Below are 18,954 nucleotides of genomic sequence, written 5' to 3'. Positions count from 1 at the left end.
ATGGCCAGATCCCACCTCACTCTAGCCGCGTTGGCCACATCTGCAGTGCCTGGACTCAACGTCGTCCAGACTCAGAAGCACAGCCAGGGCGCGCACGGTTTGTTCGACTCAGCATTGGTCATCGGCAGCGATGGACAACAGCTCATCATTCGCGTTCCGGTCTCCCAGTCTGCTGAGACTGAGCAGTCCGCCGACCTCGTTGCCCTTCGCGCACTCACAATCGGCAACCGCAGCAGGCTGCCGTTCGACGTTCCCGAATACGTCGGCCAGGCGCCGGTCGGCAACACCCGTGCCATCGTCTACGAGCTGCTCCCCGGCGACTCATTCGAAGCGGATGCCCTCACAGGTCACGTGGGCGTCGCCGGCTCCATCGGACGCGCGATCGCCGCCATCCACTCGCTGCCTACCTCGTTCGTTGCCGCTGCTGGTCTCTCGCAGCACACCGCGCATGAGTGCCGCACGTCGACCATTGATCTGATTGATCGCGCCGCCGCGACCGGACACCTGCCGGCCGCGCTCCTCCGCCGCTGGGAACTGGCCACCGATGACGACGCGCTGTGGCAGTTCCAGCCGACGGTCATCCACGGTTCACTCACCGCCGATTCGCTCCTCATTTCAGACGATGCCGTTTCCGGTGTGCTCGGCTGGGCCGCGCTCACCGTCGGCGACCCCGCTCAAGACCTGCAGTGGCTCCTGGCCTCTCGCGGCGAAGCCTCTGAGACCGCCATCGCCGCCTACAACCAGTCGAGGCAGGGCAGCGACCAGCGCATCACGCAGCGCGCCATGCTGTACGCCGAGCTTGAGCTCGCCCGCTGGCTGCTGCACGGCACTGACACGAAAGACCAGTCCATCGTGGACGACGCCATCGAGATGCTCGACGGCCTCGTTGACACTGTGCACAGCCACACCACGAACCCGCTCTCCCCGACGACGGGCGCGATCCTGGAGGTCTCCGACGTGGAGGCGATCCTCGCCCAGACGCCTCGCACGCCGCCGAGCCGCGACACATCAGGCGTCATGAACACCGATTCGTACGAGTTCTCCGACCGCGACGACTCTGGATTCATGCCGTCAGATTTCTCCGACTCTGAGTTCGATCCTGAGTCGGCCACCCCGCCGACGGATGCTATTGACACCGTTGCCGCTGCAACGTCAGACCCGTCTGAGACCGTCGCCTACACGGATGCTGAGCTGAGGATCGCGCTCGGCGCCACCGACTCACGCACCGACGACCAGGCCTCAACCAGGTCGTCCTCGGAGTAAAGCCGGTCTGGCGCCACGATCGTGTCGTCGGCGACGAAGTAGAACACGGCGTCGACGACATCCGGATCAATGCCCTTCCAGCGCGCATAGGCGAGCCGGTAGAGCGCGAGCTGGGTCTGCTTGAGTTCGAGGTCTGCCGCGTTCTTCGGCGCCTTGCCGGTTTTCCAGTCCACAACCTGGAATCCGGTCGGCGTGCGATACACCGCGTCGAGCTTGCAGATGAACACCTGCCCCGCCATCACGTGGTGGATCTCGATCTCCACCTCTTCCGGCTTCTGGTCGGCCCACTGCGAACGTTCGAACGTCGCCTTGAATTCGGCGAATCGCTGCATTTCGGCAGAGTCGTCAGCGCCGGCGGCGTCTGAGCCGGTGTCGATATCAGTGTCGATGTCGGTGTCGACATCGATGTCCCAGCCGAGCATGCCGGCGTCGATCAGGTCGCCGGAGAAGCCACCGCCCGACCTCTGCTCAACCCAGCTGTGGAATAGCGTGCCGAGTCGAGTGGCCCGGTATGGCTTCTGCGGCATCGGCCGACGAAGCCCGGCTGCGACCGCGTGCGGGTCGTCGACATAGTCCTTGAACCGCGATGCAGGGATGCGGGTCGGCAGCTGCGTGACTCCCCCGTCTGCCTGCCGCACCGCTCGTTCGCGCAGCAGCAGCGTGACGTCGTCTGACCAGGGCGAGCCGGCGTCGGATGCCGGGCCGTTGGACAGTGCGTCGGCCGATTCCGGGTCGACAAGCACTGCGTCGACCAGTTCTGCGTCGACGGTCATCGCATCGATGGTCTCCGCTTCAGCTGTCTCCGCATCGATGCTTTCGACCGCGCGTCGTACCAGCGCCGCGGCTGCCTCGACGACAGGTCGGCGGGTGCCCAGCGGATCGAATGGCCAGACCTCACTCCCTGCGCCACCGAATTCGGGCTTCTCATCCAGAGTGGTCTCCTGTTGGAGCTCGGTGATGAGACCGGCCTCTGCGAGCTCGACGAGGTAGCGGCTGGGCTTTCGCGCCAGCTTGCCACTGGCCCAGAACGATCCGGTCAGCAGCAGCTCATCCTGGGCGCGTGTCGTCGCCACGTAGATGAGGCGGCGTTCTTCGGCGTGGTGCCTGGCCCCGATCTCCACCTTGTACGCGGCGAATTCGTCGTCGAATTCCTTCTGGCTGTCGTGGCCGACCCAGCGAAGCTGGGGTAGTTCATCCCTGTCACCCCTGCACGGATACGGAAGCTCACCGAACCGCAGCCAGCCGGCGCCCTCCTTGGCCTTCGCCGGCAGCGAGTTCTCAACCAGCGACGGAATCGCCACGTAGTCCCACTCGAGTCCCTTGGAGCCGTGGATGGTGAGCAGCTGCACGGTGCCTGGCTCAGAGGGCTCCGTGCGCGGGCCGAGGTCGTCCTGGCGCTCTGCGCGTTTCAGCCAGCGCAGGAAGCTGCTGAGCGTGCCGTGCTCGTCGCTGTCGAGGAAGGCAGACACGGCGTCATGGAATGCATACAGGTTGGCGAGCCCGTGCCCCCTGGTTTCATTGGCGACGAGCTCGATGTCGAGCATCAGTTCCTGCTCGATGAGGCGCACGAAGTCGAGCAGCGGCAGCCCGGCTCGTGACCGGAACCAGGCGAGCTGATGCCCGGCTTCCCTGATGCGGGCGAGGCCCTCGTCGCTGAACCCTTCCAGCCAGCGGTGCCCGGCGGGCGCTGTCGCGACGAAGTCGAGTGCGTCAACCAGCGAGCTCGTTTCCTCGCCAGCGACGGATGCGCGCAGCTTGTCTTTGAGTTCGGCGCTGACGGCGCGTTGCGCCCAGTCGTGGGTGGCCAGTTCCCTCGCCACATCGGAGAGGGCATGCAGGTCGCGGGGTCCGATCCGCCAGCGACCCCCGGTCAGCAGCCTGATGAGCTCTGAGCCTGCGGCCGGGTCCTGCACGACCCGCAGGACGCTGACGACGTCGGAGACTTCCGGCGTCGACAGCAGGCCGCCGAGTCCGAGCACGTGCGCCTTGACGCCGTGTTCGCGCAGCACCTCGGCGAAGAATTCCATATCGCGCCTGGCGCGAAACAGCATGGCAGCTGTCTTGTCTGTACCGGCGGTGAGCCGGGTGGCAAACCAGCGGGCAACGGCGGATGCCTCATCGGCGTTCGTCTCCAGCATGCCGCCGGAGACGCTCCCCTGCGCCTTGCCGGCCGGCACCTTGAGCGTGTCGACCTGGATCCCGTTCGGCTTCGCCCGAAGTGCGTCGCTCAGCGGTGCGACGAGCTCGTTGGCCACGCCGAGCACGGCGACCGGGTTCCGCCAGGTGTACGAGAGCGACATGGCAGGCGCTTCGGCGTTCGTGCGGTCGGCGAAGTCACGGGAGAAGCCGAGCAGGTTGGCCGAGCTGGCGCCGCGCCAGCCGTAAATGGACTGGTGCGGGTCACCGACGGCCATCACCGGGTGGTGGGCGAACAGCGTGCGCAGGAGTTCGGTCTGCAGCACGGACGTGTCCTGGTACTCGTCCAGCAGCACGATCCGGTACTGGTCGCGTGCCCTGTCGACGATGGAGGGAATCCGCTGTGCCAGCTGCAGGGCCAGCGCCACCTGGTCGGAGAACTCGATCAGGCCGAGGCGACGCTTTTCGTCTTGATAATGACCGGCCAACTCGGCCAGCACAGGAAGTGGGCCCACCGCAGCAAGCGCATCGACGACGGAGTCATACGGCTTGGACTTTCGCGCCGAACCATATGGCAGATCGGCGAGATAGCCGAACCCATCGGCGAGGGCAGCGAGGTCGTGCGAACCGGTGGCAGCGCCGCTCGTGGCCTGTGGCGGATTCTCCGCGAGCATCCGACTGAGCTGCAGGACGGCATCCGTCACCTCATCGACCTTCTTGCCGTACGACACCAGCCGGTCGTCGCCGTGGTCGATGACCACTCGGCGAGCCAGCAGCCAGGCTGACGTGTCGGTGAGCAGCGCGGACTCAGGCTCGCGACCGAGCAGCAGCGCGTTATCGCTGAACAGTCGGCTGGCGAATGAGTTGTACGTCGAGACCGTTGGGGTGTTGAAGAGATCGGATGCCGTGTTCACGTCGGCGACGCTGCCGGCTGCCCCGTCGGCTGCCCCGTTGGCTGGGCCGTTGGCGTCGGCGCGCGGCCTCGGCAGCAGACCCGCCTCGTCGAGCTCACCGATTCGCTTGTTGATGCGCGTGGCCAGCTCTCCGGCGGCCTTGCGGGTGAAGGTGAGGCCCAGTACCTGGTCTGGCCGTGCATGCCCGTTGGCGAGCAGCCACAGCACGCGGTTCGCCATGGTCTCCGTCTTGCCGCTGCCGGCACCGGCCACAACGAGTGTCGGGGCGAGCGGCGCCTGGATGACCTCCTGCTGCTCAATGGTCGGCGTCGGCATCTCCAACGCTTCGGCGATGGTGACGGCGGAGATGGAGCGCGCGGGCCCGCTCATGAACTGACCTGCTTCACCACGTGAAGGCGGCAGGAGCCGAACGACCACGGGTCGAGGCAGTGATTGGCGATTTCGGCGACGAACACGGCGTCTCCCATTCCTTCGGCGTCGTGCAGCACTCGTTGCCGGAATTCGGCGAGCTCATCTGGCGTGAACGCCTTCTGCGTTGGATTGCGATAGTTCTGCTTGACCGTGCCGGAGGACACGATGGCCAGCCGGGCACCTGCCAGCTCAGACCCCTCAGGAACGCCGGCGATCTGACCGTCGTGGAAGGCGAGCTGGTACGCACCAAGCTGCGGGTGGTCGACAACGCCTGCATCGTTGATCGGATCTCCCTTGCCCGTCTTCAGGTCAACGATCAGAGCACGGCCATCGGACAGCTGCTCGACCCTGTCGACGGTTCCGGAAAGGATTGCGCCACCGACATCGAACGCGAATCGTCCTTCGGCGCTCAGCAACTCCGATCCGTCGCGGGTGAAATCACCGAGGTATGACGCCAGCCTGTCGGTTAGCCGACGTGCTTCCTTCTTCTGTACCTCCGACTGCCAGGGGGCGTCGAAGACGAGTTCGCCCCAACGAGACTCAACGCCGGCCCACAGCGCTTCGGAGCTGAAAGCAGCGGAGCTCGAGATGCTGGGGGCTTTTGCCGGGTCCGTCACGGCCAGACTGGCCTCTTCCATCACAGAGTGGATGATGGTGCCGAGGTTCGCAGCGGTGTTGCTGGTTCCGCCGCCTACCTGGTCGATGAGCCAGTGCAGCGGGCACGTCTCGAACGATTTCATCTTCGACGGCGACACTCGCACCAGGCCGTCGCCGGCCTCTGGATCGTTGAGTGGTCTGGTAGTGCTCTGCACGCTCATGCCGTACCACTCAGACGCATCGGCGCCGACGACGCCCTCGGACGCGAGCCTGGCCAGGGTGGCAGCGGCGTCGAGCGCCCTGGTCGGATACGCGGTGGCCTGCGTGCCAATCGACGGCTTGATCGACGTGGTGAGGTCGCGCCGGAGCCGACCGACCATGCCCCGCAGCGACAGCGGGTAGCGGCCGACCGCGACGGGGTCTGGCTCTGGCAGCATCCGGAAGAAGGCGGATGGCTGGCTGTCTTCGTCGTTGACGGCCGTGACGAGCACCTCGTAAGTGGACCGTGATAGCGCCTGGGCGAACATCCGCAGCTCGTCGTGCAGCACCTGCGCGCGGGCATCGACGTCGACCTCGTCCCTGAGCACCGCGGCGAGGTCTCCTGCGCCGAGCAATGACCCGCGGATACGGAGGTCTGGCCAGACGTTGTCCTGCACGCCGGCCAGCACCACCACCTGGAAATCGGTGCCGATCGTGCCGGGCGGGGTCGAGACGACGACCGCGTCGGAGAGAGCGCGGGGCGCGAGGGTGTCTTCTGGCACATCGGAGTCGACGAGGTGCTCGAGGAACAGCACCGGAGGCATGCCGGGTGTGCGCTCCACGAATCGCTGCGCCGCGGAGAACAGGGCGACAACAGCGTCGAGGTTGTGGTTGGCCTCCTCGGCCACGATGCCCATGCCCTTCGATTGCTCGAACCAGGTGTCGGCCAGACCGCTGCGTGACCACAGGCCCCACAGCAGTTCTTCGATCGTCGCGCCGGCTGCGTGGTCAGCGGATGCCTCGCGCAGGCTCGCGCCGAACGCCTTGGCTTTTCTGGCCACCCTGGTGTCGATCTCAGCCAGGAACTCTGGATTGCGCAATGCCTCGACGAGGAGTTCCTCCGCGCTGCGATCACCATCGGCGGTCAGCTCCTGCTGGCGGAGGGCGGCCCGCAGCCGCCGGAGCGCGATCGGGTCGAGCCCGGCCAGCGGGCCGTTCAACAGCTCCATGGCCGTCGGGCCGTCGAGGCTGCGCCTCCCAAGCGTGACGTCGAGCGCAACGATGAACGCCCGCACGGCGAACTCGTCGCGCAGGGCAACGGTTGCCGATGAGACGCTCGTGGGCACTTCGAGCGAGGCGAGGCCCTTCGACAGCGACGGCACCAGTGACCCGCTGCGCACGATGACGGCCATCCGTCCCCACGGCACCCCGTCGATGACGTGCCGTTCGCGCAGTCGCCGCGCGATGACGGCGAGCTGTTCGGCTGGACTGGCCGCGATGACCGTGTCGACGATCCCCGTGCTGGTGATCTCGTCCCTGCCGATCCCGTTGCTCGTGATCCCGTCGCCAGTGATCACGTCGCCGGCAATCTCGTCACCGGCATCCGGGACACCGAGGCTTTCGATGAGGCTGGCATGGCCGCCGGCACCAGCCAGCCGCGCTTTGCGTTGCAGGCCGGCGCTTGCCGTGCCGATTCTGCTGCTGGCTTCGGTCACGGCCGCCCGCACTGCGGCACCGTGCCGGTAGACCGTGTCGAGATAGAAGGTACGAACGGGTGCAGTGCCGAGGTATGAGCCGAGCCTGCCGAGGGAGTCTGGGTGCGCTCCCCTGAACGACCCAGTGCTGAGATCGGGGTCTCCGAGGGCGATGATGGCAACGCCCCGCGCGGCGAACTGCGCCAGCAGGGTGAGCGTGGCCTGGGTGGCTTCCTGGGCGTCGTCGAGCAGGATGAGGCGCACGGCGGCGAGGGGGCCGAGGGCGTCGGTCGCGCGCTCCGTTCCGCCGAATCCGCTGAACCCGCCAGCAACACCGGGGATCGACTGCGGCGCGGCCCTGACCAGGGCTGCAGCGTATTGGGCGAGCTCTGTGGAGTCGTACTGGTTCGGCCGAGCGAGATCTTTCACTTCTTCGTAGCCGCGGATGAACTCGGCAGCGGCAACCCACTCTGGCCTGTCATGTGCAATGCCAAGGCGAGCGAGGGCATCCGCTGTGACGCCGTATTCGACAGCACGCATCATGAGGTCGCGAAGTTCGGTACGGAATCCGCGCAGGCTGCGAACGTCGGGGCCGAGCGGGCTCGGCCAGGCAGGGCCGGTTCCCTCGTCGATGTCGCCCTGGAGGAGTTCGGCGATGATCTTGTCTTGCTCGCCTCCGGTGAGGAGGGTTGGGGCCGTCTCGCCCGCCGTCGTTGCAGCGTTACGCACGATCTGGAAGGCAACCGAGTTGGGAGTGCGGGCCAGCGGACCGTTGGTTGGCACACCGAGCCGCAGGGCGATCGTGTCGCGGAGGGCGGTCGCGCCGGTGCGGGTCGGCACAAGGGCGAGCACCTCGCTCGGCGAGTAGCCACGCCCGAGCACGCGCTCGGCGATGATCTCGAGCATGGTCGTCGTCTTGCCGGTACCTGCTGCCCCGATGACCGCTGCGGACTCACCGTCTGCCAGGCCGAGAATCGCACGCTGCGTGGGGTCGAGAGCGGTCGTTTCCCGTGTGTCGGGGCTGAGCTCGAGTTCCGGGTTGATCACGATTCAACGCTAGCGGGTTGCGCCGACAGTGAACTGTGTCGGACCGCTTCGGCGGTTTGCCGTAATCTGGGCGAGTAGTCAACGAAAGGCGCAACTGGTGGAAATCCGCATTGGCATCTTCAACTCTCCCCGTGAGATCGGTTTCGAGACGTCGCTGCCCGCGACTGAGGTCGAAGAGGCGGTTGCTGCCGCTCTTGCCGGCAAGACCGGCTACCTGAAGCTCTCCGACGATAAGGGCAAGCTCTACATCGTTCCGACCAACGGCCTGGCATACGTCGAGGTGGGCTCTGAGACGTCCCGCCGCGTCGGTTTCGTCGCCTAAGTTCGATGGAACTCCTCTTCGTCGCCCTCGGAGGCGCCATCCTGGGGCTCTCTGCACGGTACGTCCTTCCGCGTCGCCGCACACACGGTGTCGTGTTGGTGCCGGCGATCGGCACGGCCGTGGCATCCGTTGCCTGGGTCGTACTGACGTGGCTCGGCTGGGCGTGGGACGGCGGCTGGATCTGGTGGGTCTCACTCGGACTCGCGCTCATCGTGTCATTCGGCGTGGACATCGTGCTGTCGAAGAAGCGCGCAGAGGGCGATGAGCAGCTGCTGCACACGCTCATTCGCACGGGCGTACCGAGCAACTCTTAAGTCGTAGCGCGGTCACCCTTGATCGCCGTGCTCTGCTCTGCTCTGCTCGAGAGTCGCCGTTTCCGCCGAGAATCGCTGTTGTAACGGCGACTTTCGGGCGTAACGGCGACACTCGGCGAGCGGATGCGAGTTTGTCGCGATCACGGGGAGGCATGCGAGGTCTCGAGACGCTCGCTGGCGCTCGCTCCTCGACCAGCGGGGGAAGCGGCCTGGGCGTCAGACCGCCACGCGGCTAAGCCGTCAGGCCGACGGCATCCATTCGGCGCGTGTGCGCCGCGATCATCTCGGTGAACACCGGCTCGATGCGGGACTCGTCCTGCGTCAGGTCGCCGGACACCTGCATGGCGGAACGCGCGATCAGCAGGGTGTCGCCGACGAGTCGTCGACCCCACATGGCCAGGCGCGATCCCAGCTGGGGGTCGGCTTCGATGCCGGCGGTGATTTCGCGCACCAGGACGTCGGTGGCGGCATCCGCTGACAGGATGTGCGCAACCTTGGAGGCGAGGTCACCGGGCAAGCCGGCAGCGAGGCTCACGAAGAAGTCTTCGAGCAGGCCGGTCGTCAGGTAGCAGCTGAGCAGCAGTTCGTACCAGTCGGCGCCGTGCGTCGCCTGGCGATAACGGTCGAGCCTGTCGGCGAACGGAGCCATGACCTCTGCCGGTTCGCTGTCGCGACGACGTATCTCCGCGATCAACGCGTGATGCTTCGTCAACGCTCCGCCTGCCGCAAGGCTCAAGCCTTCTTTGGCGTGCAGGTTGGGGGCACCGGCCACAGCCATGGCAAGACTTTCGAAGATGCCGAGCTCGACATATGCGGCCTGGCCGAGAGCCGACAGTGGGGCAGGCGTCAGCTGGGAGATGTCGACCTTCGTCGTCGACAGCTCACTCCGGCGGGGCTTCAGCCGCGGGAGTTCTGTGCGCTTTTCGCGCCCACCTAACCACGAGATCACGACATCAGCTTAGGACACGCCAGCGGGCACGCCGGGCGGCACAGGCTGCTCCAAGGCGCGGTCCGGTAAGCTGGAGGGAAGGTTACCGGCGATGGATCGGTAACATTGCGCCTGAGAGCGATGACAGGCGCATCTCTCTTCTACGCATTGACAGGCATACATTCGTGACTTTCTCCGAACTTAATATTGACCAGGACATGGTCGACGCTCTCGCCGAAAAAGGCATTGTCGAACCATTCCCCATCCAGACACAGACCATCCCGCTGGCACTCGCCGGGCAGGACATCATTGGTCAGGCCAAGACAGGAACCGGTAAGACTTTCGGTTTCGGCCTTCCCCTGATCCAGCGCCTCGGCTTGAACCCAGAGCCCGGCGTACAGGCACTCGTTGTGGTTCCGACCCGCGAACTGTGCGTCCAGGTGAGCGAAGACCTCGCACTGGCCACCAAGAACCGCGACACCAAGATCGTGTCGATCTACGGCGGCAAGGCATACGAAGGCCAGATCGAGCAGCTGAAGGCCGGCGCCCAGATCGTCGTCGGCACGCCTGGTCGTCTCCTCGACCTCGCCAGCCAGCGTCTGCTGAACCTCAAGAACGTGCGCGAAATGGTGCTCGATGAGGCCGACAAGATGCTCGACCTCGGCTTCCTCGCCGACATCGAGAAGCTGTTCGCCCAGACTCCCGCTGTGCGCCACACCATGTTGTTCTCCGCGACCATGCCTGGCCCGATCGTGGCCCTCGCACGTCGCTTCATGACCAAGCCGATCCACATCCGTGCGACCGACCCCGATGAGGGCCTCACGCAGGCCAACATCGAGCACCTCGTGTACCGCGCTCACAACATGGACAAAGACGAAGTCATCGGCCGCATCCTGATGGCTGAAGGCCGCGGCAAGACCGTGATCTTCACCCGCACCAAGCGTGCGGCAGCCAAGCTCGTCGAAGAACTCGGCGACCGCGGCTTCAACGCGACGGCCGTGCACGGTGACCTCAACCAGGACCAGCGCGAGCGCGCCATGGCCTCGTTCAAGGCCGGCAAGAAAGACATCCTCATTGCAACGGATGTCGCTGCTCGCGGTATCGACGTCGACGACGTCACCCACGTGATCAACCACACCATCCCCGAAGACGAGAAGGCGTACCTGCACCGCGTCGGCCGTACCGGACGCGCAGGCAAGACCGGCATCGCCGTCACCTTCGTTGACTGGGACGACCTGCACAAGTGGGCCCTGATCAACAAGGCACTGGAGTTCGGCCAGCCGGAACCCACAGAGACATACTCGTCGTCACCGCACCTCTACTCCGACCTCAACATCCCCACGGGGTCAAAGGGTCGTCTGCGCGCATCGCCGCCCAAGGAAGGTGCCCCGTCAACGGGCGGACGCTCCGGTGACCGCTCAGGCTCTGACCGTGCTGGCTCCGGCCGCGCCGGCCAGGGTTCTGCGAGGTCGGCTTCTGCCCGCTCAGGCTCGCCGCGATCTGGTTCACGCTCAGGCTCGAACTCGGGCTCACGCACCGACTCGTCTGCCGGTTCAACGCCCATCTCGAGTGAGACCATCGGCGAGGGCGCTGCCACACGCACCGGGCAGCGCACGCGCACCCGTACCCGCGTGAGCACCACCACCAACCCAGACGCGCCTGTGGCCACCCCGGCTGCCGGAACCCACGACGGTGGCGGAGTAGAGCACCACGACGGCAACAGCGCACCGCGCCGTCGCAGCCGTTCACGTCGCCGTTCACCGCAGGCCACGGGCGACACCCAGGCCTAAGCGTTTACAGCACTAGCCGTATACCGGCTCGGCGCCCGTCGCCTGCTCGATGATCTTCTCGAGCACGTCGGGCGCCGTTGTGTTTTCCCCGAGACGATTCGGTTTGCCAGAGCCGTGGTAATCGCTCGACCCGGTGATCTCCAGGCCATACGTCGCCGCAAGCACGCGAAGCCGCGCCGTTGCGTCTGGCTTGTTTTCCCTGTGGTCAAGCTCAAGACCGAACAGCCCTGCGTCGACAAGCTTCGCGAGCCTGGCCTCAGGCACGACGTCGGCGACACTGCGGGTGGCGGGATGCGCAAGCACCGGCACTCCCCCAGCCGCCCGCACCATGGTGACGGCATCGAGCGGATCCGGCGCATAGTGCGGCTGATAGTAGCCGGCCTTCCAGTGCAGAATGCCCGCGAAGGCCTCACTGCGCGTGAGCGCGTGTCCGCGGGCGACGAGAGCGTCGGCGATGTGCGGGCGTCCGATCGTGCCGCCATCCGTTGATTGCGCCAGCACGTCATCCCAGCTGAGTTCGTAGTCCTCCCCGATCCGATTGACCATCTGCTCCGCTCTCACGAGACGTGCGTGGCGAATCCGAGCGGTCTCTGCGACGAGCGCCGCATTGGTCGGGTCGAACAGGTAGACGAGCAGGTGCACGCTGGCGTAGTTGACGCGGGTGCTGAGTTCCATGCCTGGGATGAGCGTGAGACCGGTTCCGAGCGTTGCTGCAGTGGCTTCAGCCCACCCAGCCGTCGAGTCATGGTCGGTGAGCGCAACGGTGCCGAGTCCGGCAGCTTTCGCCGCCCTGATCAGCTGCGCTGGTGACTCTGTGCCATCGGAGACACTCGAGTGCGTGTGCAAGTCGATGGGAGTGCGAAAACGCCAGTCAACTGCCATCCCCCCATGCTAGTTGCGATTGTCGAAGCCCCCGTGGGATGGCAATCACACACGCCGCAGTACAAGGGGCCAGCCAGGGCATCCAGCAGGAGAATTCAGCGAGCAATTCTGCGGACAGAGCCAGAAAAACTCCAGTCTCGTCGCCTACTCTTGTGGAGTCATGATCTTCCGTCTGCTCAACACCCTCATCGTTCTGGCTGTGGCTGTCGGGCTCCTGATCCTCACCTGGCCCCAGCTCTTCGATCTGCAGAACAGCTGGCTCGTCGCGCAGGCGGTCTCCCTCAGGGGGCTGGGCATCGCCGTCGCCTGCGCCTCGATCGTCGTGCTGCTCATGATCCGCCTCATCCCCCCGTTCCGCGCGTTGGCCGGAACGCTCGCCGCCCTCATGCTCGTGTTCGCCGTGGCGAACGGCGTGATTCTCGGCGTCCGTGGTTTTGACTCCGCCGCGGCCCCTGTCGCCACAGAGTCTGCGAGCGAGCTCACCGTGCTGAGCTGGAACACGCTCGGAGACGCGCCGGGGGCAGCCGTCATCGCCGAGCTCGCGATCGCAGAGGGCGCCGATATCGTTGCCCTGCCAGAGACAACGGAGATCACCGGCACGGCCGTTGCCGATGCCATGGCGCAGGCCGGCACCCCCATGCAGGTGTTCACCGTGGCATTCGACCTCGTCTCGAAGGCCAGGTCGACGACGCTGCTGGTCAGTTCAGCGCTGGGCGAATACACACTGAGCAACAGCCAGGCGCCCGGCGCCCCAGGCAACACCGCCGTGCTGCCGACCGTGGTCGCCAGCCCCGTGAGCGGAAGCGGGCCCACCCTCGTTGCCGTGCACAGCGTCGCACCGGTCGAGGAGGAGATGGCCAACTGGCGCGTCGACCTCGACTGGCTCGCCACCCAGTGCCAGGGAGCGGATGTCATCATGGCCGGCGATTTCAACGCGACGGTTGACCACATGGCCGGGCGTGGGGCATCCGCTTCTGTGTTGTCGGATACGGTGCTTGGCAACTGTCGTGATGCCGGCGTGCAGACGGACTCAGCCGGAATCGGCACCTGGCCTGCCACCGCACCCGCCGTGCTCGGCACCCCAATCGACCACGTGCTGGCCACGGAAAACTGGACTTTCGACAGCTTGAGTGTCATCCGCACCCAGGATGACGCGGGGAGCGACCACCGCCCGATCGTCGCCAGAATGAGAGAATAACAACATGGCAGACTCCACCAACACCGCTAGCTCCACAGAAGCTACCCCAGGCCCAGACTCGGCCGCCACCGCTCGCCCGAACGCGAACCGGTCGACCACTCCGAGTTCGGACACGTTCCAGAACTACATCTCCAGCGGCTGGGCGGAGCGAGAGGACACGCTTCCTCCCGCCCGCGAGCAGGCGCCATTTGCCGCAGCGCGACGCGCGCGCCTCTCAGCTTTGTATCTGGGCCAGCGCCTGATCATCCCTGCCGGCCGCTTGAAGCAGCGCTCGAACGACTGCGACTACGCGTTCCGCGCGCACTCCGCGTTCTCGCACCTCACCGGCTGGGGCAGCGACTCAGAGCCCGGCGCCATGCTCGTACTCGAGCCGACGGCGACCGGACACGACGCCACCCTGTACTTCAGGGAGCGCGCCGGCCGCGAGTCCAACGAGTTCTACGCCAACCCCACCATCGGTGAGTTCTGGATCGGCTCGCGCCCGTCGCTGGCGCAGGTCTCCAGCGACCTCGGCCTCACGGTACGCGGCATCGCCGACTTCGACCTGGTGCTCGCCGCTGTCGACAGCTCAACGCTCGTGGTGCGGGAGGCTGACCCAGAGCTGACAGCGCTCGTCGATGATGCCCGCATCCGCTTCGCCGCAGAGAAGGCACTCAGCAACAACGCAAGCGATGCCCCGTTCAGCCTCGAGGTCAACTCAGAGCACGAGCCTGACGCCCAGTTCGCCCGCGACCTGTCAGCGCTGCGTCTGGTGAAGGACAGCTACGAGATCGAGCAGATGCGCCTGGCCGTCAACGCCACAGCGCTCGGCTTCGAAGACGTCATCCGCGACTTCCCGCGCTCGAGCAGCCACCCGCGCGGTGAGCGTCTGGTCGAGGGCGTGTTCAACACGCGCGCACGCCTCGACGGCAACACTGTCGGGTATGACACCATCGCGGCATCCGGCCCGCACGCCTGCATCCTGCACTGGACCACCAACGACGGCCCCGTCGTGCCTGGCGACGTCATCCTGGTCGATGCCGGCGTCGAGGTCGACAGCTACTACACGGCAGACATCACCCGCACCCTGCCCGTCGACGGCACGTTCACCGACGTGCAGCGCCGCATCTACGACGCAGTGCACGAGGCAGCGGATGCGGCATTCGCCGTCGTGCGCCCCGGCGTCATCTTCCGCGAGGTGCACGCCGCCGCCATGGAGGTCATCGCCCGCAAGACCGCCGAGTGGGGCATCCTGCCCGTCTCTGCTGAGGAAGCGCTGCAGCCGGAGAACGGCCAGCACCGCCGCTACATGGTGCACGGCACCAGCCACCACCTCGGTCTCGACGTGCACGACTGCGCCCAGGCTCGCCGTGACATGTACATGGACGGCGTGATGGAGGCCGGCATGGTCTTCACCATCGAACCGGGCCTGTACTTCCAGCCGGACGACCTGACCGTGCCAGAGGAATTCCGTGGCATCGGCGTGCGGATCGAGGATGACATCCTCGTCACAGCGGATGGCGCTGAGAACCTGTCGATCGGCATCCCCCGGTCATCAGCGGATGTTGAGGCTTGGATCGCCCGCCTGAGCTAGCTGCCCTGCAGCACCCAGCACACGAAAGCGCACTTTGTGTCGCTTACCGAAAGGTAAAACGACACAAAGTGCGCTTTCGCGTTTAACGGGTGGTGAGCTCGGTGGTTAGACCTGCGGGCGGGTGCCGTCGGCGTCAGGAGAGTCGATTGGCGGGGTTGCTGCGGGCGGAATTGCTGCGGGCGGCGTCGCATCCGTTGGAGTGTCGGTCGGCGGCGCCACCGGCGGCACGAAGGCGCGCGGCGGGTCTGACGGGTGCGGAGCGGGTGCCTCGGTCTGCGCGGCCTCCGCTGCGGTGGCCTGCCCGGCCAGCAGGTTGCGGGCACGATTCGCAAGGCCCGATTCCGCGATGACCTGGTAGTTGGCGGCAATGACCTGCATCGTCGACGTGAAATCGCGGCGGCGACGGTTGACCGCATAGCTGACGACACCGAAGAGCATTCCGAAACCGGCACCGATCAGTACGGCGGCGAGCACGAACGGCAGCCCGGCGCCGTCGGGCGAGAAGATGAAGAACAGCAATCCGAAGAACACACCGAGCCAGGCACCGGATGCCGCGCCAGCAAGGGCGACACGGCCCCAGGTGAGCTTGCCGGTCACGCGTTCGACGCTCTTGAGGTCATTGCCGACGATGGACAGCTGGCGCACGGGAAAGTCCGCTTTCGCCAACGTGTCGACCGCAGCCTGCGCCTCAACGTAGGTTTCGTAGGTCGCGACGACGTCTCCCTTGGGCAGTGTCGGGAAGAGACCTTGACCGCGGCCACCAAACGTCCTCTGATTACTCATGGCTCCATTCTTCCACGGGGTCAGGAAAACACAGGCGAGTGGCATAGGTTTGTACCTGTGAGTGCCTCCAGAGTCTTCGTCGCCCGTTTGGCCGGGTGTACCGTTTTCGACCCCGCGGGTGACCGCGTCGGCAAGGTGCGAGACGTACTGGTCGTCTATCGAAAAAGTGACCCGCCCACCGTTGTCGGCCTGATCGTCGAAATTCCGGGAAAGCGCCGCGTGTTCGTGCCCATCGGGCGCGTCACCAGCATCGGCAGCGGCCAGATCATCACCACAGGACTCATCAACGTGCGCCGGTTCGAACAGCGCGGCGGCGAAGTGCGCGTGATCGCAGAAATGCTCGGGCGCAAGGTCGTCTTCAACGACGGCTCAGGCGAGGCCACCGTCGAAGACGTTGCCATCGAGGAGACCGATCAGGGCGAGTGGGCTATCAGCCAGCTCTTCGTGCGTCGTCCAAAGACCAGCCCGTCACCGTTCGCCAAGGGCGCGACGGTGTTCACGAGCTGGAGCGATGTGCGTGAGAAGACCACGGTCGGCGAGGCCCAGTCCGCCGAGCAGCTCATCGCCACCTACTCAGACCTGAAGCCGGCCGACCTCGCGAACACACTGCTCGACCTGCCAAAGGAGCGGATGTTCGAGGTTGCCGGTGAGCTTCCTGACGACCGTCTCGCCGATGTGCTTGAGGAAATGCCCGAAAGCGAGCAGGTCGGCATCCTCACCCAACTGGGCGACGCCCGTGCCGCTGACGTGCTCGACCACATGCAGCCAGACGACGCCGCCGACCTCATTGCGCAACTTCCAGAGGAGCGTGGCGAACAGCTGCTCGACCTCATGGAGCCGGAGGAAGCAGACGACGTCCGCTTCCTGCTGACGTATGCCCCTGACACCGCCGGTGGACTCATGACCACAGAGCCCATCATCGTGTCGGCAGACGCGACGGTGGCAGAGGGCCTCGCCCTCATCCGTCGTCACGACCTGGCCCCTGCCCTCGGCGCTGCCATCTGCGTCACGCTTCCCCCGTATGAACCGCCGACCGGTCGTTTTCTCGGCATGGTGCATTTCCAGCGGATGCTGCGCTACCCACCCCACGAGCGCCTCGGCACGCTGCTCGACGCCGGCCTCGACCCGGTGACCGCAGACACGTCTGCCGCAGAGGTCTCCCGCATTCTTGCAAGCTACGACCTGGTCTCCGTGCCCGTCGTCGATGAAAACCGCCGACTCGTCGGGGTGGTGACCATTGATGATGTTCTCGATTACCTGTTACCCGACGACTGGCGAAGTCAGGACGGCAACGACGACGTGCGAAGGCGCGCGGCAGCCAGAACCCAGCTGACAACAGGCAGCATCCCGCTTCCGGGCGGATCGACTCCCGCAGACCCCGCACAGGGCGGGCGGATGCTACGAGGAAGGAGGAGCACCAATGGCACGAGCTAGCAAGACAGATATTCGTCTCGACGCACCGAAAGGCCTGCGGACGACTCCCCTCGTTGGGCGCGGTCGTACCGGCAGCGACCGGTTCGGGCGCTTCACCGAATCCATCGCCCGCGGCATGGGTACACCCTGGTTCCTCGCCGGTCTCACCCTCTTCACCATCGCGTGGATCCTCTGGAACACCCTCGGGCCTGAGCACCTGCGCTTCGACTCCGCAGCGCTCGGCTTCATCGCGCTGACCCTGGTTCTCTCCCTGCAGGCGTCGTATGCGGCACCCATGATCCTGTTGGCGCAGAACCGGCAGGACGACCGCGACCGCGTGCAGATCGAGCAGGACCGCCAGCGTGCGGAGCGCAACCTGGCCGACACGGAGTACCTGGCCCGTGAGGTCGTCGCGCTGCGCCTGGCGATCAAGGACATGGCGTCAAAGGACTTCATCCGCGCTGAGCTGCGTACGCTGGTCGAGCAGTTGGAGTCGCACGACAACGACGAGCTGCCTGGCAAGGACCAGGCAGACCGTGACAGTTCCAAAGGACGCAACCATGCCGGCGCTGAATGATGCATCGTCGACGATTGAACGGGTCACCGCTGCGCTGACGCGCGTGACCGACCCGGAGATCCGGAAACCCATCACCGAGCTCGACATGGTGTCGTCCGTGCTGGTCGATGATGCCGGGCTCGTGACCGTCGGCATCCGCTTGACCATTGCCGGCTGCCCGGCAGCCGATCGCATTGAGCGTGACGTGCTGACGGCTGCTGAGTCTGTTGCCGGCACCGGCAACGCGGTGGTGGAGGTCGCCATCATGACCCGCGAGCAGCGCCAGGCCCTCACCGAGAAGCTGCGGGGTGGCAAGGCCGCGCGCGGCGTGCAGTTCGGCCCTGATTCGCTGACGCGCGTCTATGCCATCACGAGCGGCAAGGGCGGCGTCGGCAAGTCGACGGTCACGGCCAACCTTGCTGTCGCGCTCGCACGCAGAGGCCTGAAAGTCGGCATCGTCGACGCGGATGTGCACGGCTTCTCGATCCCCGGCCTGCTCGGCCTCGACGGGGTGAAGCCAACCCAGGTGGGCGACATGATTCTGCCGCCGGTCGCACACGACGTGAAAGTCATCTCCATTGGCATGTTCGTCGACGACGCGTCAGTGGCTGTGGCGTGGCGAGGGCCCATGCTGCACCGCACCATCCAGCAATTCTTGACGGATGTCTATTTCGGCGATCTCGATGTCCTCCTTCTCGACCTGCCGCCCGGCACCGGCGACGTGGCGATCTCCGTTGGGCAGCTGCTGCCGCATGCTGAGGTCATCGTCGTGACGACCCCGCAGCCCGCCGCAGCCGACGTCGCAGAGCGCAGCGGCGTCGTCGCCAGGCAGACCGGCCAGAAGCTCTACGGGGTCATCGAGAACATGGCTGGCCTGCCCCAGCCGGATGGCAGCATCCTCGACCTGTTCGGTTCAGGGGGCGGCGCAGACGTCGCTCTCCGCCTGAGCCAGGGACAGGACACTCCCGTACCCCTGCTGGCCCAGGTGCCGCTGAGCGTCGCGCTGCGAAGCGGCGGTGACGATGGGGTTCCCGTTGTACTGGCCGACCCCGCAGACCCCGCCAGCGTCGCCATCAGCTCTGTGGCCGACATCCTGGCCACCAGGGCACGCGGCCTCTCCGGCCTGAGCTTGTCGGTCACCCGGCGGTAGTGGG

General features: G+C 66.0%; 14 protein-coding genes. 9 read left to right on the top strand and 5 right to left on the bottom strand.

What is annotated here, in order from left to right; translation table 11 throughout:
- A complete protein-coding gene (locus tag AC25Z0_RS01975) occupies positions 1 to 1,263 on the top strand; it encodes a phosphotransferase (RefSeq protein ID WP_488118583.1) in 1,263 nt (420 codons plus the stop codon).
- Here the strand turns inward: AC25Z0_RS01975 and AC25Z0_RS01970 are convergent.
- Positions 1,176 to 4,682 carry an ATP-dependent helicase gene (locus AC25Z0_RS01970; RefSeq protein WP_488132135.1) on the bottom strand — a complete coding sequence of 1,169 codons (3,507 nt, stop codon included), beginning with the start codon at positions 4,680 to 4,682 and terminating at the stop codon, positions 1,176 to 1,178. The two genes, AC25Z0_RS01975 and AC25Z0_RS01970, sit on opposite strands and share 88 nt — an antisense overlap.
- Complete coding sequence (locus tag AC25Z0_RS01965; protein WP_488132134.1) at positions 4,679 to 8,041, bottom strand: ATP-dependent helicase; 3,363 nt, start codon at positions 8,039 to 8,041, stop codon at positions 4,679 to 4,681. Before AC25Z0_RS01965 ends, AC25Z0_RS01970 begins: the two co-directional genes overlap by 4 nt.
- A gap of 97 nt (positions 8,042 to 8,138) precedes the next feature.
- Between AC25Z0_RS01965 and AC25Z0_RS01960 the strand changes: the two genes are divergently transcribed.
- Positions 8,139 to 8,363 carry a DUF3107 domain-containing protein gene (locus AC25Z0_RS01960; protein WP_488118580.1) on the top strand — a complete coding sequence of 75 codons (225 nt, stop codon included), beginning with the start codon at positions 8,139 to 8,141 and terminating at the stop codon, positions 8,361 to 8,363.
- A 5-nt stretch (positions 8,364 to 8,368) separates the two neighbouring features.
- Positions 8,369 to 8,677 carry a hypothetical protein gene (locus AC25Z0_RS01955; protein ID WP_488132133.1) on the top strand — a complete coding sequence of 103 codons (309 nt, stop codon included), beginning with the start codon at positions 8,369 to 8,371 and terminating at the stop codon, positions 8,675 to 8,677.
- 232 nt (positions 8,678 to 8,909) lie between these two features.
- On the opposite strand, the gene AC25Z0_RS01950 is transcribed toward AC25Z0_RS01955, so the two are convergent.
- Complete coding sequence (locus tag AC25Z0_RS01950; RefSeq protein WP_488118578.1) at positions 8,910 to 9,626, bottom strand: ferritin-like fold-containing protein; 717 nt, start codon at positions 9,624 to 9,626, stop codon at positions 8,910 to 8,912.
- A 164-nt stretch (positions 9,627 to 9,790) separates the two neighbouring features.
- On the opposite strand from AC25Z0_RS01950, the gene AC25Z0_RS01945 reads away from it, so the two are divergent.
- Positions 9,791 to 11,395, top strand: a complete 1,605-nt coding sequence (locus AC25Z0_RS01945; protein WP_488118577.1) for a DEAD/DEAH box helicase — start codon at positions 9,791 to 9,793, stop codon at positions 11,393 to 11,395.
- A gap of 12 nt (positions 11,396 to 11,407) precedes the next feature.
- Here AC25Z0_RS01945 and AC25Z0_RS01940 read toward each other — a convergent pair whose 3' ends face one another.
- A complete protein-coding gene (locus tag AC25Z0_RS01940) occupies positions 11,408 to 12,277 on the bottom strand; it encodes a PHP domain-containing protein (protein ID WP_488118576.1) in 870 nt (289 codons plus the stop codon).
- A 160-nt stretch (positions 12,278 to 12,437) separates the two neighbouring features.
- Between AC25Z0_RS01940 and AC25Z0_RS01935 the strand changes: the two genes are divergently transcribed.
- A complete protein-coding gene (locus AC25Z0_RS01935; protein WP_488118575.1) occupies positions 12,438 to 13,475 on the top strand; it encodes an endonuclease/exonuclease/phosphatase family protein in 1,038 nt (345 codons plus the stop codon).
- Positions 13,476 to 13,479: 4 nt separating this feature from the next.
- The gene (locus tag AC25Z0_RS01930; protein WP_488132132.1) at positions 13,480 to 15,048 is read left to right on the top strand and encodes an aminopeptidase P family protein; all 1,569 of its coding nucleotides are present in this window, start codon (positions 13,480 to 13,482) and stop codon (positions 15,046 to 15,048) included.
- A gap of 105 nt (positions 15,049 to 15,153) precedes the next feature.
- On the opposite strand, the gene AC25Z0_RS01925 is transcribed toward AC25Z0_RS01930, so the two are convergent.
- Positions 15,154 to 15,831, bottom strand: coding sequence for a YflT domain-containing protein (locus tag AC25Z0_RS01925; RefSeq protein ID WP_488132131.1), 678 nt, complete (start codon positions 15,829 to 15,831; stop codon positions 15,154 to 15,156).
- Between the two features lie 57 nt (positions 15,832 to 15,888).
- On the opposite strand from AC25Z0_RS01925, the gene AC25Z0_RS01920 reads away from it, so the two are divergent.
- The 3 genes from AC25Z0_RS01920 to AC25Z0_RS01910 are packed head-to-tail and all read left to right on the top strand — an operon-like array spanning position 15,889 to position 18,950.
- Positions 15,889 to 17,265: a magnesium transporter MgtE N-terminal domain-containing protein gene (locus AC25Z0_RS01920; RefSeq protein ID WP_488118572.1), complete on the top strand. Its 1,377-nt coding sequence runs from the start codon at positions 15,889 to 15,891 to the stop codon at positions 17,263 to 17,265.
- Positions 17,252 to 17,821 (top strand): DUF1003 domain-containing protein, encoded by a 570-nt coding sequence (locus AC25Z0_RS01915; RefSeq protein WP_488132130.1) that lies wholly within the window; start codon positions 17,252 to 17,254, stop codon positions 17,819 to 17,821. The genes AC25Z0_RS01920 and AC25Z0_RS01915 overlap by 14 nt, the downstream gene beginning before the upstream one ends.
- Positions 17,805 to 18,950, top strand: a complete 1,146-nt coding sequence (locus tag AC25Z0_RS01910; protein ID WP_488132129.1) for an Mrp/NBP35 family ATP-binding protein — start codon at positions 17,805 to 17,807, stop codon at positions 18,948 to 18,950. The genes AC25Z0_RS01915 and AC25Z0_RS01910 overlap by 17 nt, the downstream gene beginning before the upstream one ends.
- The last annotated feature ends 4 nt before the right edge of the window (positions 18,951 to 18,954 follow it).

The sequence above is a fragment of the Leifsonia sp. Y862 genome (genome assembly GCF_057669585.1).
This window is presented reverse-complemented; position numbering and strand designations above follow the sequence as displayed.

Bases quoted from the DNA above. Each gene is read 5' to 3' on its own strand.
- AC25Z0_RS01975 (WP_488118583.1), top strand. From the start codon at position 1: ATGGCCAGATCCCACCTCACTCTAGCCGCGTTGGCCACATCTGCAGTG.
- AC25Z0_RS01970 (WP_488132135.1), bottom strand. From the start codon at position 4,682: ATGAGCGGGCCCGCGCGCTCCATCTCCGCCGTCACCATCGCCGAAGCG.
- AC25Z0_RS01955 (WP_488132133.1), top strand. From the start codon at position 8,369: ATGGAACTCCTCTTCGTCGCCCTCGGAGGCGCCATCCTGGGGCTCTCT.
- AC25Z0_RS01940 (WP_488118576.1), bottom strand. From the start codon at position 12,277: ATGGCAGTTGACTGGCGTTTTCGCACTCCCATCGACTTGCACACGCAC.
- AC25Z0_RS01935 (WP_488118575.1), top strand. From the start codon at position 12,438: ATGATCTTCCGTCTGCTCAACACCCTCATCGTTCTGGCTGTGGCTGTC.
- AC25Z0_RS01930 (WP_488132132.1), top strand. From the start codon at position 13,480: ATGGCAGACTCCACCAACACCGCTAGCTCCACAGAAGCTACCCCAGGC.
- AC25Z0_RS01925 (WP_488132131.1), bottom strand. From the start codon at position 15,831: ATGAGTAATCAGAGGACGTTTGGTGGCCGCGGTCAAGGTCTCTTCCCG.
- AC25Z0_RS01915 (WP_488132130.1), top strand. From the start codon at position 17,252: ATGGCACGAGCTAGCAAGACAGATATTCGTCTCGACGCACCGAAAGGC.
- AC25Z0_RS01910 (WP_488132129.1), top strand. From the start codon at position 17,805: ATGCCGGCGCTGAATGATGCATCGTCGACGATTGAACGGGTCACCGCT.